A 15,679-nucleotide genomic window follows, 5' to 3' on the forward strand; every position below is an offset into this window, starting at 1 on the left:
CCCATAAAAAAGGCCCGCCGATTGGCGGGCCTTTCTGTTGAACGGTGGTCCTTTAGCTTACAGATGAGCAATCAGGTCAGCATTACCGTCGGGGTCGTTTTTCACGGTGCCGCTGGTGGTGAAGTTTTTGCCGCGCATGAGCAACACGCCCGCCATGTGCGGAGCCGCCATCGAGGTGCCGCTGATGCTGTTGTAGCCGCCGCTGAGCCAGGTAGAGTTGATGCCAACGCCGGGCATGCAGTAATCAATTGGCGGGTTGCCGAAGTTCGAGAACGAAGCCCAGGAGTCAGTGCTGTTCATGGCCGAAATCGTGAAGATGTTCGGGCCATTCACGCGGGCCGGGGAGTGGTTGTTGGCGTCGTCGGTTTCGTTGCCGGCAGCCAGTGCGAAGAGGACGCCGCCGGCGGAAGCGCGGAGCACAGCATCATCGAGGGCCTGCGATACGCCGCCGCCCAGGCTCATATTGGCCACGTCGCCGGCCTTACCGTTGGCACCTACATAATCGACGCCGGCAATTACACCGGAGTTGGAGCCGCTACCCCGCGCATCGAGAACCTGCACGGCTACTACCGTAGCGTTGGCGGCCACACCCACTACCCCAATGGAGTTGTTGATGGCCCCAATGGTACCGGCCACGTGCGTACCGTGCCCGTTCCCGTCGTTCGCACTACGGGCTCTGGGGATGAACGTAACACTACGGGCTACGTCCACATTTAGGTCGGGGTGGTCGAGGTCGATGCCCGTATCAATAACCCAAGCCGTGCGGCCCGTACCATCGGCGGTACCCACGCGGGTAATACCATAAGGAGTAGTCTGGGCCGGGCCGGTGGTTCCACCGCCACTAACGGGCTTACCAAGCGCAATAATCTGATCCTGCTCTACGTAGGCAACACGGGCATCGGCGCGCAGCTGCTTGGCTTCCTGGGCCGTCAGCGTGGCCGAGAAGCCCTTGAGGGCATGGCCATAGGCGTAGCCCATAGCCTCGGGCCGGGCACCGCGTGCCCGCAACACACCCTGGCCCACGGCCTTCACCTTCTTCACTTTCTCAGTGTATGAATCACCGCTGCTCGTGCTAACGGCGTCATCTTTGAGCACCACAATATACTGGCCGGGAATCAGGTTGGCTCCCTGCCGCACGTCGCTGCTGCTGCTGCTTTTCGCTACACCGGCTATTTCCGGTTCTACGCCATCTTTACTACAGGAAGTGAAGGCGGCGCTGGCAACAAGCGCAGACGCGCTCAACAACATAGCAAGGCGGGCATTATAGGATTTATTCTGCATTCTACTGGGTAAAAGGTGGAAAAACAAGGTAAGAAAAGACTATTGTTTTATGTACTAAGGCTTATTTAATCAGGAGCCTGAATAAGCAACTTATTCATTCGCAATGTATATGATTTAATTTTATAAATTTCTCCTCACTTATAAATTCTTCAATAATACTGACTAAAATCAGTCGTATCTTCAACCATTTACATCCAATAAAGCATTTTAAGCCATGTTTTTCAGAATACTCTATAAACAGCTAAAACAGAAAACACAGCCTTAAAGACGATAGAACAATGCATAAATATTGATCAACTATACTTAATAAGCTTTATACACAATATTAAAAATATCTATTATTTTCAATATTTGGTTTTGGCACTTTCCCGTCCTAGGGATCCACTGAATGCATCGACCCCTCATGGTTTGTTATCTTTGCCCCTGTGATGGGTCGCCCCACCGCGGTACCGGACGCAAGAATGGTGACGAGGAAAGTCCGGGCAACGCAGAGCACCCTGCTTCCTAACGGGAAGGACGGCGTAGCGTAAAGCCGCGTCGGACAGCCAGTGCCACAGAAAATAACCGCCTCTTTTTAAGCTTTTAGCTGAGAGCTATTAGCTGTTAGCCTTCGTTGAACGAAAAGCTAACAGCTCTCAGCTAACAGCTAACAGCTAAAAAAAAGGTAAGGGTGAAAAGGTGCGGTAAGAGCGCACCAGCGGCTGGGTGACCAAGTCGGCTGGGTAAACCTCAGGGGTTGAAAGACCAAATAAGCCAGCACGTCGGCCCCGCTTCCAGGGGAAGGCACCGGGCGGCTCGTCCGGCGCTGGCGGGTAGGTTGATGGAGCCTTTCGGCAACGACTGGCCTAGATAAATGGTGGGGCCGCCTGCCCTCGGGTAGGCGGACAAAACCCGGCTTACAGACTCATCACACCACCTGAAAGGGCCGCCGCAACACCAGTTGCGGCGGCTTTTTGGCGTTTGCACTTAGCTGTTAGCTTATAGCTATTAGCTGACAGCTTCCGTATTAAGGCCTTACCTTGCATTTAACGAAAGCTAACGAAGCTGTTTAGGAAGTACCCGGAATCAATTAGAACGTCATGCTGAGCTTGCCGAAGCATCTCTACCGCTTCGCTGAATGACTGTAACGAAACGGTAGAGATGCTTCGGCAAGCTCAGCATGACGTCCTTTTGACTTTCTAAACAGCTTCAACAGCTCCATACCCCCCTGCTATGCCCCGCCTGCTGATAATCGACGACGAAAAAGCCATCCGGCACACGCTCAAGGAAATTCTCGAATACGAAAGCTACAAAGTAGATGAAGCCGCCGACGGCCCCACGGGTCTCGATATGCTCATCCAGGAAAAGTACGACGTGGTACTCTGCGACGTGAAAATGCCCAAGATGGACGGCCTCGAAGTGCTGGAGCGCGCCCGCGTGCTGGCCCCCCACTCCACTTTCATCATGGTTTCGGCCCACGGCAACGTAGAAATGGCCGTGGAAGCTACCAAAAAAGGGGCGTACGACTTCATCCAGAAGCCACCAGACCTCAACCGCTTGCTCGTAACGGTGCGCAACGCCCTCGACCATGTGCAGTTGGCCACCGAAACCACCAAGCTGTCTTCCGAGAACAAAACGCTCAAGAAGAAGCTGGCCAAAAGCTCGGAAATGATTGGTGACTCGGCCGGCCTGCAGGCCGTGCGCAAGGCCATCGAGAAGGTGGCCCCCACCGATGCGCGGGTGCTGATAACCGGCCCTAATGGCGCGGGCAAGGAGATGGTGGCCCGCCAGCTACACGAGCTAAGCCAGCGCAGCGGCGGCCCCATGGTAGAGGTAAACTGCGCCGCCATTCCGTCGGAGTTGATTGAGTCGGAGCTGTTCGGCCACGAAAAGGGCTCGTTTACGTCGGCCATCAAGCAGCGCATCGGCAAGTTCGAGCAGGCCGACGGCGGCACGCTGTTTCTGGACGAAATCGGCGACATGAGCCTTTCGGCCCAGGCCAAAGTGCTGCGGGCCCTGCAGGAGAACAAGATTACCCGCGTGGGCGGCGAGAAGGAAATTTCGGTGAACGTGCGCGTACTGGCGGCCACCAACAAGGACTTGCTCCAGGAAATTGCCGAACGCAGCTTCCGCGAAGACCTCTACCACCGCCTCTCGGTCATCCTCATTCCGGTGCCCTCACTCAATGAGCGCCGCGACGACGTGCCCCTGCTCATCGACAAGTTTCTCAAAGACATTGCCCAAGACTACGGCAACAAACCCAAGAAAATCGACGACGCGGCCCTCACCTACCTGCAGGGCCTCGACTGGCGCGGCAACATCCGCGAACTGCGCAACGTGGTCGAGCGCCTCGTTATCATGAGCGACGCCACAATTACCGAAGCCGATGCGAAGGCATTCGCGGGCAAGTAGGTTGATTTACAGTTGATAAGAACTGTCATTCTGAGCGGAGCGAAGAATCTCGCGTGCCAAAGTATTCCTGCTATCGGGAGTTGCCTTGGCACGAGAGATTCTTCGCTCCGCTCAGAATGACAGTTTTACCGGTAACTACCCGCCGCCCCCGCTAACGTCAACGCTTGGACACGCCCAGCACTGGCAGCCCGTTTACTCGCAGCCCGTACACCTGGTGGCCGAGCGTATCGGATGGCAGCAGGCCGGGGCCATATTGGTAGCGGGCGTAATTGGTGAACAGGTAGGTGCCAGCCGGGTAAGGCGGACGGACGAACACAAGTCGGCCCCGTTGAGCGGCGGGCAGAATGAGCGAGTTATTGTAGAGCAGATCGGGCCGGGCCGCTCCCACTCGTATGCGGGCCGCCGAATCGGAAGCCAGTACCCATTCCAGCCCATCCCGATAAGCCAGGCCCCAATAGTCGCGGTCGAACTGCTTTGCTACTGTTTGGTTAGGTAGCAGGCTGAAATACACCTGTTGCTGCGGGTGCTCGCGTACCATGCGGTAAGCTGTGTGCGCTATTCCGGCTAGTAGCACTACACCCACTCCGGCTCCTACCCATCGGCCCGCCCGGTAGCGGCCGGCCAGCTCCTGGCCAGCCTGACCGCCGCGCACGGCCAGCAGCAGCAGCGCCGGATACACGAAATACAGGTGTCGCCACCCGTTGTACACCGCCGAGTTCAGCCCGATTACCAGCAACACTGGCCCAAGCAACCAACCCAGCACCAGCCAATCAAACTGCCCGGTACGCGTTCGGAAATAGCCTCTACACCGGAGGCTGGTAGCTGCAACGGCACCCAGTCCACCCGCTGCCAACAGTAGGTAGGGCCAGGGCGTGGTGATGGCCACCCAGACCGGCACATAGTGCCAGGGCGTAGCTGAACCGGGCAACAGCTCCCCCAGATACAAGTTGCGGCCCTGCCACGGAAACTGCCCCATTCGGCGCAATGCTTCCAGCAGCCGGCTCACCGGATCGGCCCACAGATAGGGCCAGCCGGCCACCGCAGCGGCGGCGGCAACAAGCACATAGACACCGGCACTACGAACCCAGGTGGCACGACGAATGGCCGGGCTGCTGAAGACCTGCCAGCCAACGGCGAGCAGCGTGAAAACCACCAGCAGCCCGCCACCTACGCGCACGTCGATGGCCGCCGCGCAGGCCAGCCCGTGCACAGCAGCCCGGCCGGCCCCGGGGCGCGCAACCAGCCGCACAAGCGTGAGCATAGCCACCGCGAACAGGGCCATAAAAACGATATCCTGAGCATTGTAAAAAGCTTCTGCAAACAGCCGTGGCGAAAGCACCAGGGCAGCGGCCGCGCCCAAACCCCAGCGCCAGTCGCGGGTGTAGCGGGCAGCCAGCCGGTACAGTGCCCAAACGCCTACCATGAACACCAGGAAAATCAGCAAGTGCCGCTGGCGGTAGTAGGTGGCCGAGTCGCCCTGCGCCAACAAGCCCAGCAGGCTATCGGGTATCTCGAACACCACGCCATGGTCGCGGTCGGGGTGGGTGGCCAGGGCCGGGATACGCGCGTATTGAGCCTGCCGCCGCGCCAGCTCTGGTACCACCAGCTCGGCCACATATTTCACATTCACCAGGCCGTTGAGGTGATGGGCCGGCTCGTCGGTTGATACGCCGTAGTCGGCGTGTACCAGCAAGCCCAGCACCAGCAGCAGCCCGAAAAACACCCGCTCGGCCCGGCGCCGCCAAACCGTGGAGAAAGACGAAGCAGGCAACGCCATGCGGTGGGATTGGGAGTACAGAAAGACGCCAGCGGTGAGGCTACACCAGCTGATTACAGCCCCGAATATCCGAATTATCCAGCCGGCCCAGCACCTCAAACGAGCCGTCGGGGTGCAGCCGGGCCAGGTCTTTGGTTTCGACGAAGGCGCAGCTGTCGATGTTGGACAGGTCGATGACATTGAGCGCGCCGCTGGCCCGGGTGGCCGACGCTGAGAACGGGTCGGAAGGGTCGCGGAGCAGAATTTGCAGCTGCGGCGGGGCCCAGAAGCGGCCGTCGCCGAAGCTGTAGGCCTGGCCCAGCAGCTCGGTCATGCCGTACTCGGAGTGGATACCGGCCGGGCCGAAACCGCGCTGCAATTCGGCGTGCAATTCCTCCCGAATCATCTCGCGGCGACGGCCCTTCATGCCGCCGGTTTCCAGCACCGTCAGGCCATGTAGCTCGGGCCGGCCGGCGTAGGCGTCCACGAAATCGAGCAGCGCGTAGCTGACACCAATCAGCAGCACTTTGCGGCCGGGTTGCTGCTTGGCTTCGGCTAGAGCGGAAAGTAGCGCCGTGTGGTCGTGCAGGAAAAAGGCCGGCTGCGACTGGCCCGAAGCCTGCGCAAAGTGCTCGACCATCGCCACCAACGACGAGCCGCCCTGCTCCAGGTACGAGGGCAACAATGCCAGCACGGTCCAGCCGGTAAGGGCTCCGTAGTAGTGCTCAAAGATGCGCTGGGCGTGCTGGCGGTACAGCGTGGGCTCGCGCACATGGTGCTGGCTGCGCTGCTGCAACGTAGTACCACTGCTGAGAAAGGTTTCGGCCGGTTGCCAATCGGCGGCGGGGCCGGGCACGGTGCGCACATCATGGGTCTTGAAGAATTCGATGGGCAGAAAGGGTATCTGCGCCAGCGTTTGCACGGCGGCCGGGTCGCGGCCCAAGGCGGCTAGGTAGGCGGCGTAGGGCGCGCAGTGGCGGGCCTGGTGGCGAAACAGCGCCAAGGCTGCGGCCGGAGCGGTGGCGGCCGTCAGGCGAGGTAGGGCGTGCAAATGTTCTTCGCGGAAACTCATTTTTGTAGCCGGCAGTTAGCCAGAAGTTGAACAATGCGGACGGCAGCTCGTTCGTTTAGATGCGGTATCTTTAAACTACCTTTCCATCGTTGTCGACCGGCTGCCTTGGCCTTTCTCTTTACGCTCATTTCTATGCACTCGTCTCGTACACCGCTTTTCCGGACCCTGGGTTTTGCAGTGCTGCTGGCTCTGCTGGGCCTGTCGGTGCCAGCCTGCATCAGTCCGCCCGATTATCCCGACACGCCGGAGATTGAGTTCCGCAGCATCACAATACAGCCAATAGTAAACAGATTTGGTCCCTTCGACAGTGTTTTTGTAACACTGGGCTACCGTGATGGCGACGGGAATCTGGGGCTGGACCAGGACAACGTAGATCCACCCTTCAATCCCACGCTGCCCGATGGTGTAACCATCAATCCTACCTACAATAACTATTTCTGTCAGACGCAGATTCGCCAGACAGATGGGTCATTCGTTGACTTCACGCCGAACGGAGTAGGATACAATTTTAACGGCCGCTATCCGAATCTGACGCCTGAGAGTCAAGGTGATCGAAACGCTCCGTTGCGCGGCGAGATTTATTATGGTTTTACTATTCCTCCCAATTCTGCGCTGCCTCCCGGCACGGCTATCCGGTTTAAAATCAATATTCTGGACCGGGCCCTGAACCGCAGCAATGAGGTATTCACTGAAACCGTAACCATTCCTTAGTAGCCAGACCAGTTACCCCAGAGGCCATTCGTAGCGCGCCCGCCCCGGAAGTTACCGGGGCGGGCGCTTTGCTTTATAGGCCGCTTCTTAGTAGATGGCCGGGAAGCGCTTAGGGTCGGCTTCCTGCATGATTTCGTACACGGCATCGAACACGTCTTCTACGCTCGGCTTGCTGAAATAGTCGCCATCGGAGCCGTAAGGCGGGCGGTGAGCCTGGGCCGATAGGCAGCGCGGCTGCGAGTCGAGGAAGCGGTAGGCGTGCTGCTCGTCGAGCACCTGCTGCATCATGTAGGCGGTAGCGCCGCCGGGCACGTCCTCGTCGGCAAACAGTACGCGGTTGGTGCGCTGGATGCTGTCCACAATCAGGTGGTCGGTGTCGAAGGGCAGCAGGGTCTGCACGTCCATCACCTCCACCGAAATACCCACCTCGGCCAGCTGCTGGGCCGCTTCCATCACGATGCGGCACATCGAGCCGTAGGTGACGATGGTGAGGTCGGCGCCGCGGAGCAGGGTTTCGGGGCGGCCCAGCGGCAGGGTGAAGTCGCCGGGGTTCTGGGGCATTTTCTCCTTCAGGCGGTAACCGTTGAGGCACTCAATCACGATGGCCGGCTCGTCGCTCCGCAACAGCGTGTTGTAGAATCCAGCGGCCTGGGTCATGTCGCGCGGCACGCACAGATGAATACCGCGGATAGCGCCCAGAATCATCTGGATGGGCGAGCCCGAATGCCAGATGCCTTCGAGGCGGTGGCCACGGGTACGCACGATGAGCGGGGCCTTTTGGCCGCCCTTAGTGCGGTACTGCAGGCAGGCCACATCGTCGGAGAGCGTCTGGATGCCGTAGAGCAGGTAGTCGAGGTACTGGATTTCGGTGATGGGTTTCAGCCCGCGCATGGCGGCCCCGATGCCCTGCCCGATAATGGTGCACTCGCGGATGCCGGTGTCGGTTACGCGCAGCTCGCCGAACTTTTCCTGCAAGCCTGCAAATGCCTGGTTCACGTCGCCGATACGGCCTACGTCTTCGCCAATGGCGAAAATGCGGGCATCGCGCTCGAAGTTAGCCGTGAAGCAGGCCTGCAGCACCTCGCGGCCATCCACGGAGGCCGCGTCGTCGGCATACGCTACTGCTACTTCCTCGATGTTGCCCACGGCTTCTTCGCTCTGGCTGAACAGGTAGGAGTTGTAGCGGTCGGCGTTGTCGGCCAGGGCTTGCTCCAGCCAGTTCTGTAGCTCGCGGCGGCTGGCGCTGCGCTGCTCGCGCACCTGGCGCAGGGCGCGGCGCACGGTGCGCACGAGGTCGGCGCGGATGGGCGTAGTGTTGTGTTTGAGGGCTTCCACCATTTCGTGGAGCTGGTTTTCGGTGCCGGTTTCGGCCACCAGCTTATTCAGCAGCTCTACCACCTCGTCGCGCTCCTGCTTGATGGGGTTAAAGAACTCCTGCCAGGCAGCGGTGCGGGCTTCTTTTACGAGTTGCTGGGCTTCTTTCTCGATGGCATCCAGCTCCTCGGCCGAGGCGTGGCCGTCGGCCAGCAGCCACTCGCGCATTTTCAGCAGGCAGTCGTGCTCCTGCTCCCAGCTCAGGCGGTCGGTGCTTTTGTAGCGCTCATGCGAGCCCGAAGTGCTGTGGCCCTGGGGCTGGGTGAGTTCGCGCACGTGTACCAGCGCCGGCACGTGCTGGCTGCGGCAGGCCTCAGCAGCCTGCTCGTAGGTTTCAAGCAAAGCCAGGTAGTCCCAGCCGTTTACGCGGTAAATCTCGAAGCCATCCTGGCCTTCGCCTTCGCGCTGGAAACCCTTCAGGATTTCCGAAATATTCTGCTTGGTGGTCTGGTATTCGGCGGGCACTGAAATGCCGTAGTGGTCATCCCAGACGCTGATGAGCATCGGAATCTGGAGCACGCCGGCCGCGTTGATGGCCTCGAAGAACATGCCCTCCGAGGTGCTGGCGTTGCCAATGGTACCGAAGGCCACTTCGTTGCCGTTCACCGAAAAATCGGAGAACTGGTGCAACTCGGGGTTCTGGCGGTAGAGCTTGGAGGCATAGGCCAGGCCCACGAGCCGCGGCATCTGGCCGCCGGTGGGCGAGATGTCGGCCGAGGAGTTTTTCATCTCCGCCGAGGCGCGGAAATTGCCGTCCTCATCCAGAAAACGGGTGCCGAAGTGGCCGTTCATGGCGCGGCCGGCGGTGGCGGGTTCGGCTTCCACATCGGGGTGGGCATACAACTGAGCGAAGTACTGCTGCAGCGTCAGCTCGCCGATAGCCAGCATAAAGGTCTGGTCGCGGTAGTAGCCGGCGCGCCAGTCGCCGGCCCGAAAGGCGCGGGCCATGGCCAGCTGGGGCAGCTCCTTGCCGTCGCCGAAGATGCCGAATTTGGCCTTGCCCATAAACACCTCCTTGCGGCCGGCCAGCGAGGCGTGGCGGCTTTCCCAGCCCAGGCGGTAATCGTGCAGAAAATCGGTTTTGGTAAGCGAGGCAACGGACGCGGGCATAGCGGGGGCGGTGTCGGTAGTGGGCATAGACGGGGCGGCGGGTGGGATGGAAAACCGGGGGCTGACAAGGGGATGGGCACCTGCTTCCCGGAAAACAGGCCTACAAAAGTACGGATTTGCGGCCGATGCCGCGGCGGGTGTATTTCGTTGAGTATCTTTGATTGCGTAAGGTCGGCGAACTGATCGGCTAACAACAACGTCAGGTAAGTGCTTTCGACTTCCAAAAATCTTCTCCTATGAAACACCTGCTTTTCCTGCTCCTCAGCTTTGCTACGCTCACGGCGGCCCACGCCCAGGGCGTGCTCACCTTCCAGGGCGAGCAGCACGATTTCGGCTCCATTCCGGAGGGCGTAATGGCCTCCCATGAATTCCGGTTCAAGAACACCGGCAACCAGCCCATCATCATCGCCAACGTGCAGGCCAGCTGTGGCTGCACCACGCCCGACTGGACCAAAACGCCCATTCTGCCCGGCAAAAGCGGTATGGTGAAAGCCGTGTACAGCAGCGCCGGCCGGCCCGGCGTGTTCAACAAAACCGTAACAGTGGTCAGCAATGCCACTACGCCCAGTGCCGTGCTCACCATTAAAGGCAATGTGCTGAACAAGGAGCAGATGCGCTCCAAGCTCACGCCCGCCCAGCTGGCCCAGTCGCCGCGCCTGACGCTGGACCGCGCCCGCCACGATTTCGGCAAGGCCGAAGCCGGCCAGACGCTCACGGCCCGCTTCAAAGTAACCAACAGTGGCAAGCAGGATCTGGTGCTGAGCGCCATTACGTCGGGGTGCTACTGCGTGGGCTATAAGAACGTGCCCTCCCCCATCAAGCCCGGCGAAACGGCCGTGGTGGAGTTGGTGTACAACCAGCGCCGGGTAGGCCAGCAGCAGGAGGCCGTGGTCATCACCAGCAACGACCTGACCGGCGACGCCAAGCTCACGCTCACGGCCGATCTGGTAAAGGATCTGAACGCCGGTAGCATGCTCAAGGAAAGCGGTACTTCGGTGCCGTTTAAATAGAGGAGTAAGAATTGAGAAAAGGAACGTCATTCTGAGCGAAGCCGAAGAATCTCTACCGCAGTAGTAATCCATCGGTCGCAACGAAGCGGTAGAGATTCTTCGGCTTCGCTCAGAATGACGTTCCTTTTTACTTTGACATCAATTCTCACCGTATCTTTGCGGCCTGTTAACCCACCCATTTCCACCCACCCACTTTTACTGCTGCCAGCCATGCTGATTGGTGTTCCAAAAGAGATTAAAAACAACGAAAACCGGGTGGGCCTAACCCCCGCCGGTGCGGCCGAATTTGTGAAGTACGGCCACGAGGTGTACATCCAGGCTACGGCCGGCGAAGGCAGTGGCTTCTCGGATGAGGAGTACGAGCAGGCTGGTGCCAGCATGCTGCCCACCATCGAGGATGTGTACGCCAAGGCCGAGATGATTATCAAGGTGAAGGAGCCGATTGCCTCGGAATACCCGCTCATCAAGGAAAATCAGCTGCTGTTCACCTACTTCCACTTTGCTTCGGGCGAGGAGCTGACCCACGCCATGATCGAGCGCAAGGCTGTGTGCCTGGCCTACGAAACGGTGGAGTCGCCGAACCGCGCTTTACCGCTGCTGATTCCGATGAGCGAGGTGGCCGGCCGGATGGCTCCGCAGGAAGGTGCCAAGTACCTGGAGAAGCCGTTGAAGGGCCGCGGTATTCTGCTCGGTGGCGTACCCGGCGTGAAGCCAGCCGAAGTGCTGGTGCTCGGCGCCGGCATTGTGGGCACTCAGGCGGCCAAAATTGCCGCCGGCCTCGGCGCTCAGGTAACCGTTATGGATATCAGCCTCAACCGCCTGCGGGAGCTGGATGATTTCATGCCTAAAAACGTGACCACCCAGTACTCGAACGAGTACAACATCCGCGCCGCCGTGAAAACGGCCGACCTCATCATCGGTGCCGTGCTGATTCCGGGTGCTAAAGCCCCGCACCTCATCACGCGCGACATGCTGAAAACCATGAAGGCGGGCACTGTGCTCGTGGACGTGGCCGTAGACCAGGGTGGCTGCATCGAAACCTGCAAGCCTACTACCCACGAAGACCCGACCTTCATCATCGACGACATCGTGCATTACTGCGTGGCCAACATGCCGGGCGCGGTGCCTTACACCTCCACGCTGGCCCTCACCAACGCCACGCTGCCCTACGCCCTCAAACTGGCCAGCCTGGGCTGGCGCGCGGCCTGCCTCCTGAACGAGGACCTGCGCATGGGCCTGAACGTGGTGAATGGCAAGGTAGTGTACAAGGGCGTGGCCGACGCCTGGGGACTGGAGTTGACGGACGTTAACAAGGTGCTCAACGAAACCGTGCTCTTCGAGGACAGCTCCTTCATGTCGGTATAAAGTCTTTGTCTGATTGCGTTGAAAAGCCTTTTCCGCTCCGTGCGGGAAAGGCTTTTCTGTAAGACTACGGGTCGATTTCAGAGGCGCATCCATGCATTTCCTCGCTGAACGACGACGCAGCAACGGTACCGTTCAATGCCAACACGCAAGAATGCATCTCTACAGTCCACTTTTAAATTAACGTATGAAGGGTATTATCTATACCGGCGGCGATCTGACTGACCTCGTGACGCTGGCGCGGCTACCGATCTACCTGCAGGCATTTCTGCGGGCGCAGAATGGCGTGGTGGCCTACTTCGGCGGGCTGCACATCCGGGGCTGCGTGGCCGCACCGGGCTGGCACGCGCTGGCCCAGGTCTGGCAGGGCGAGCGGGCACTGTGGCGCACCTACAGCGAGCTGCGCAAGTCCGACATTCCGTTTGCGCAGGACTGCGTGGGCAACCAGTTCCTGTTGCGCGGCGACGCCGTGCTGCTGCTAGACACCGAAACCGGCGAGCTGGCCGACCTCGATGTGGATTTCAAGCACTTTCTGTTTGGGGCCGAGAAGTTTCCGATGGATGCGCTGGGCCTGGAGCCGCTCCGAACCTTTCAGCAGGCCGGCGGCATGTTGCAGCCGGGGCAGCTGCTGAGCTTATACCCGCCGCTGTGCCTGGCTACCAACGGGCGCAGCATACCCGCCACGCAGGCCGTACCAGTGGCCAAGCGTCTCGATTGGTTGGCCGATTTCTACCGCCAGATAAAGGACTTGCCCGATGGGCAGGCCGTGAAGCTGGAGCCGCTGTAGGAGTTGTATATGTCTACCGCTAGACGAAATCGTCGAAACAAGCTGGACGATGTAGGGGCAGGGCTTGCCCCCGCCCGCCGTTAAACGGTCCGGGTTTGAATCGTTCAACGGCGGGCGGGGGCAAGCCCCGCCCCTACCCGTTCAGTGCCTCCAACTATTTTGACCTATTATCAGCCTATGCCCACCGAGTTTCTGCGTCTGCTGGTTCGTCGTTTTGCGCTGCTGCTGGGGGTGTACTTGCTGCTGCGGCTGGGCTTTTTCGGGCTGAACTATGCCGTATTCCGGGAGGCCCCGGTGGGGCAGGTGGCGCTGGCGTTCTGGCACGGTTTCCGGTTCGATTTGTCGGCGCTGCTGCTCCTTAACATCCCGTGGCTGCTGCTGAGCCTGGTGCCCGGCCGTGGCCACAACTGGCAGCGGCTGGTGCGAGGGGTATACCTGCTGCTCAACGGCTTCGGGTTGCTACTGAACCTGGTGGACTGGGAGTACTTCCGGTTTATCGGCCGGCGCACAAGCAACGAGTTGAGCACCATCGGGGACGATGTGCAGCGGCAGGCGGGCCAGCTGCTGCTCAGTTACTGGTGGCTGCTGCTGCCCTTCTGTCTGCTGTTGGCCGCGTTGTGGTACTTCTATCCGATGCCTACCGGAGAGCCGCAAGCTACAAGCCGTAAGCCGCAAGCTGACGACGGTCAATCCAACTCCAAAAAGCTGACAGCTAACAGCTATAAGCGAATAGCTACCCTGGTAGTGCAGCTTGTAGTATTGGCCGGGCTGGTTGTGCTGGGTATTCGGGGCGGGTTGCAGCTGAAGCCCCTGCGCACCGGGGCCGCTTTCGTGCAGCAGCCGGCAGTGCTGGGGCATTTGGCGCTCAACAGCACGTTCACTTTCCTTAAGAGTTTAGGCTACGCCGCGCCCGAGCGCAAGGACTATTTTGCCTCCCCCCAACAGCTGCGGGCAGCGCTGGCGGCCCGGCCTCTGCCGAAGCGCAACGCCGCGCCGCTGCCGGGCCGCAATGTGGTTATCCTCATTCTGGAAAGCTTGGGTTCTGAATATACAGGCGTTGAAAACCCCGGCCGGCGCGGCTATACGCCGTTCTTCGACTCGCTGGCCACCCGCGGCGGCGGGCTGCTGCTGCCCGACCATTACGCCAACGGCCGCCGCTCCATCGAGGCGCTGCCGGCGGTGCTGGCGGGCCTGCCGAGCCTGATGGAAGGCTCTTTCATCACCTCTGCATTTCAGACCAATAAGCTGCACGGCCTGGGCAGCATCCTGGCCGGCCACGGCTACCAGACCAGCCTGTTCCATGGGGCCCAGAATGGCACGATGGGCTTCAATACCTTCGGCGGCATGAGCGGCATGCAACAGTACTTTGGGCTCAATGAGTATCCTGGCGCCGCTAGCAGCCCCGATTTCGACGGGCACTGGGGGATTTTCGATGAGCCGTATCTGCAGTATTTCAGCCGACAGCTGAGCCGGCAGCAGCAGCCGTTTTTCAGTACGCTGTTCACGCTCAGCGCCCACGAGCCGTTCGGGCTGCCGGCAAAGTACCAGGGCAAGCTGCCCACCGGCCGGCTGGCCATTCAGCCCACCATTGCGTACTCCGATTTAGCTCTGCGGCGCTTCTTTGCCACCGCCCGTCGCCAGCCCTGGTACGCCAATACGCTGTTCATTCTGCTGGCCGACCATACCTCGCAGTCGGATGCGCCCGACTACCAGAATGTGCTGGGCGAGTACAAAACGCCCATGCTGCTTTTCGCCCCCGGCCAGCCGCTGCCGCCCCTACCCCGCCCGCGCATCAGCCAGCAAGCCGACGTGCCGGCCACCGTGCTCGACCTGCTGGGTCTGCCCGCCGAGGGTCAGTTGCTGCCTTTCGGCTCCTCCGTATTCGACCCCGGCACCAACGGCCGCGCCCTGTTTCTGAGCGGCGGCAGCTACTGGCTGGTGCATGCCGACTACGTAACCGAGCTGACGGCCAACAACCAAGTGCGCCTCTACCCCTACCGCCGCCACCAACTGCCCGCCACGCCCCTCGTTAACCCCGACCCCACCAAGCTGCGCCAGTACGGCGACGAGTTGAAGGCCTGTGTGCAGTTTTATCTGAACGGGCTGGCCGATAATACGCTGTATAAGTAGAGGCCAAAAAGTCTGTATTTCTGCGGCATCCGTTTCACTAACTCACTTTCTTTTGGAAAAACTATTCATCACTGGCATCAGCACCGACGTGGGCAAAACCCTAGTCGCGGCCATACTCACTGAAGCACTTCAGGCTGATTACTGGAAGCCCGTGCAGGCGGGCCTTACGCCCACCACCGACGCGGGCACCGTACGCGGGCTCGTTACGAATCCAGTCAGCCGCTTCTGGCCCGAGCGGTTTCGGCTGGCACTGCCGGCCTCGCCCCACGCCGCCGCCGCTGCCGAGGGCCTCACGTTGCGGCCCGACGATTTTGAGCTGCCTGCTACGGCCAACCACCTCGTGGTAGAGGGTGCGGGCGGGCTGCTGGTGCCGCTGGCGGCCGGCTTTTCGGTGGCCGATTTGGTGCAGCAGCTGGGGGTAGCCGTGGTGGTAGTGTCGCGGCACTACTTAGGCAGCATCAACCACACGCTGCTCACGCTGGAAGCGCTGCGGATGCGGCAGATTCCGGTGCGCGGCCTCGTATTCAACGGCGCGCCCAACCCGGCGACGGAGGAGGCTATTCTGAGCTACTACGACGGCCCGGTGCTGCCGCGGATACTGGAGGAGCCGGAGGTATCGGAGGCCGTGGTGGCGCGGTACGCGGCGGAGTACCGGGAGTGGTTTAATCACTGATTGACACTGATTTTTCGGCTGA

At 60.3% G+C, this 15,679-nt stretch carries 11 protein-coding genes and 1 other RNA gene; 8 read left to right on the forward strand and 4 right to left on the reverse strand.

Going from position 1 to position 15,679, the window contains the following annotated elements; translation table 11 throughout:
* Positions 1-57: 57 nt before the first annotated feature.
* Positions 58-1,281: a S8 family serine peptidase gene (locus HW554_RS02570; RefSeq protein WP_246285073.1), complete on the reverse strand. Its 1,224-nt coding sequence runs from the start codon at positions 1,279-1,281 to the stop codon at positions 58-60.
* A 425-nt stretch (positions 1,282-1,706) separates the two neighbouring features.
* On the opposite strand from HW554_RS02570, the gene rnpB reads away from it, so the two are divergent.
* An RNA gene (gene rnpB / locus HW554_RS02575) (RNase P RNA component class A) lies at positions 1,707-2,196 on the forward strand.
* 297 nt (positions 2,197-2,493) lie between these two features.
* Positions 2,494-3,672 (forward strand): sigma-54-dependent transcriptional regulator, encoded by a 1,179-nt coding sequence (locus tag HW554_RS02580; protein ID WP_176906782.1) that lies wholly within the window; start codon positions 2,494-2,496, stop codon positions 3,670-3,672.
* A gap of 157 nt (positions 3,673-3,829) precedes the next feature.
* On the opposite strand, the gene HW554_RS02585 is transcribed toward HW554_RS02580, so the two are convergent.
* Together HW554_RS02585 and HW554_RS02590 are read right to left on the reverse strand one after the other, a co-directional pair.
* Entirely contained in the window at positions 3,830-5,449 is a 1,620-nt protein-coding gene (locus HW554_RS02585; protein ID WP_176906783.1) for a hypothetical protein, read from the reverse strand.
* 40 nt (positions 5,450-5,489) lie between these two features.
* Positions 5,490-6,500: an acyl-CoA synthetase family protein gene (locus HW554_RS02590; protein ID WP_176906784.1), complete on the reverse strand. Its 1,011-nt coding sequence runs from the start codon at positions 6,498-6,500 to the stop codon at positions 5,490-5,492.
* Positions 6,501-6,605: 105 nt separating this feature from the next.
* On the opposite strand from HW554_RS02590, the gene HW554_RS02595 reads away from it, so the two are divergent.
* On the forward strand, positions 6,606-7,211 hold the full coding sequence (locus tag HW554_RS02595) for a hypothetical protein (RefSeq protein WP_176906785.1): 606 nt from the start codon (positions 6,606-6,608) through the stop codon (positions 7,209-7,211).
* Positions 7,212-7,298: 87 nt separating this feature from the next.
* Here HW554_RS02595 and HW554_RS02600 read toward each other — a convergent pair whose 3' ends face one another.
* Entirely contained in the window at positions 7,299-9,722 is a 2,424-nt protein-coding gene (locus HW554_RS02600; protein WP_246285074.1) for a thiamine pyrophosphate-dependent enzyme, read from the reverse strand.
* A gap of 209 nt (positions 9,723-9,931) precedes the next feature.
* Here HW554_RS02600 and HW554_RS02605 point away from each other — a divergent pair, with 209 nt between their 5' ends.
* The 5 genes from HW554_RS02605 (at position 9,932) to bioD (ending at position 15,657) form a co-directional block, all read left to right on the forward strand.
* On the forward strand, positions 9,932-10,705 hold the full coding sequence (locus HW554_RS02605) for a DUF1573 domain-containing protein (protein ID WP_176906786.1): 774 nt from the start codon (positions 9,932-9,934) through the stop codon (positions 10,703-10,705).
* Between the two features lie 210 nt (positions 10,706-10,915).
* On the forward strand, positions 10,916-12,070 hold the full coding sequence (gene ald, locus HW554_RS02610; protein WP_176906787.1) for an alanine dehydrogenase: 1,155 nt from the start codon (positions 10,916-10,918) through the stop codon (positions 12,068-12,070).
* 184 nt (positions 12,071-12,254) lie between these two features.
* Positions 12,255-12,854 carry a hypothetical protein gene (locus tag HW554_RS02615; RefSeq protein ID WP_176906788.1) on the forward strand — a complete coding sequence of 200 codons (600 nt, stop codon included), beginning with the start codon at positions 12,255-12,257 and terminating at the stop codon, positions 12,852-12,854.
* A 177-nt stretch (positions 12,855-13,031) separates the two neighbouring features.
* Positions 13,032-14,984 (forward strand): LTA synthase family protein, encoded by a 1,953-nt coding sequence (locus tag HW554_RS02620; RefSeq protein ID WP_176906789.1) that lies wholly within the window; start codon positions 13,032-13,034, stop codon positions 14,982-14,984.
* Between the two features lie 52 nt (positions 14,985-15,036).
* Positions 15,037-15,657 (forward strand): dethiobiotin synthase, encoded by a 621-nt coding sequence (gene bioD, locus HW554_RS02625; protein ID WP_176906790.1) that lies wholly within the window; start codon positions 15,037-15,039, stop codon positions 15,655-15,657.
* The last annotated feature ends 22 nt before the right edge of the window (positions 15,658-15,679 follow it).

The organism is Hymenobacter lapidiphilus, from assembly GCF_013377885.1.
GTDB lineage: Bacteria > Bacteroidota > Bacteroidia > Cytophagales > Hymenobacteraceae > Hymenobacter > Hymenobacter lapidiphilus.

What these genes read in the sequence shown, in the direction of transcription:
- ald (WP_176906787.1), top strand. Translation starts at nt 10,916, where the DNA reads ATGCTGATTGGTGTTCCAAAAGAGATTAAAAACAACGAAAACCGGGTG.
- HW554_RS02580 (WP_176906782.1), top strand. Translation starts at nt 2,494, where the DNA reads ATGCCCCGCCTGCTGATAATCGACGACGAAAAAGCCATCCGGCACACG.
- HW554_RS02620 (WP_176906789.1), top strand. Translation starts at nt 13,032, where the DNA reads ATGCCCACCGAGTTTCTGCGTCTGCTGGTTCGTCGTTTTGCGCTGCTG.
- HW554_RS02590 (WP_176906784.1), bottom strand. Translation starts at nt 6,500, where the DNA reads ATGAGTTTCCGCGAAGAACATTTGCACGCCCTACCTCGCCTGACGGCC.
- HW554_RS02600 (WP_246285074.1), bottom strand. Translation starts at nt 9,722, where the DNA reads ATGCCCACTACCGACACCGCCCCCGCTATGCCCGCGTCCGTTGCCTCG.
- HW554_RS02585 (WP_176906783.1), bottom strand. Translation starts at nt 5,449, where the DNA reads ATGGCGTTGCCTGCTTCGTCTTTCTCCACGGTTTGGCGGCGCCGGGCC.
- HW554_RS02570 (WP_246285073.1), bottom strand. Translation starts at nt 1,281, where the DNA reads ATGCAGAATAAATCCTATAATGCCCGCCTTGCTATGTTGTTGAGCGCG.
- HW554_RS02605 (WP_176906786.1), top strand. Translation starts at nt 9,932, where the DNA reads ATGAAACACCTGCTTTTCCTGCTCCTCAGCTTTGCTACGCTCACGGCG.
- HW554_RS02615 (WP_176906788.1), top strand. Translation starts at nt 12,255, where the DNA reads ATGAAGGGTATTATCTATACCGGCGGCGATCTGACTGACCTCGTGACG.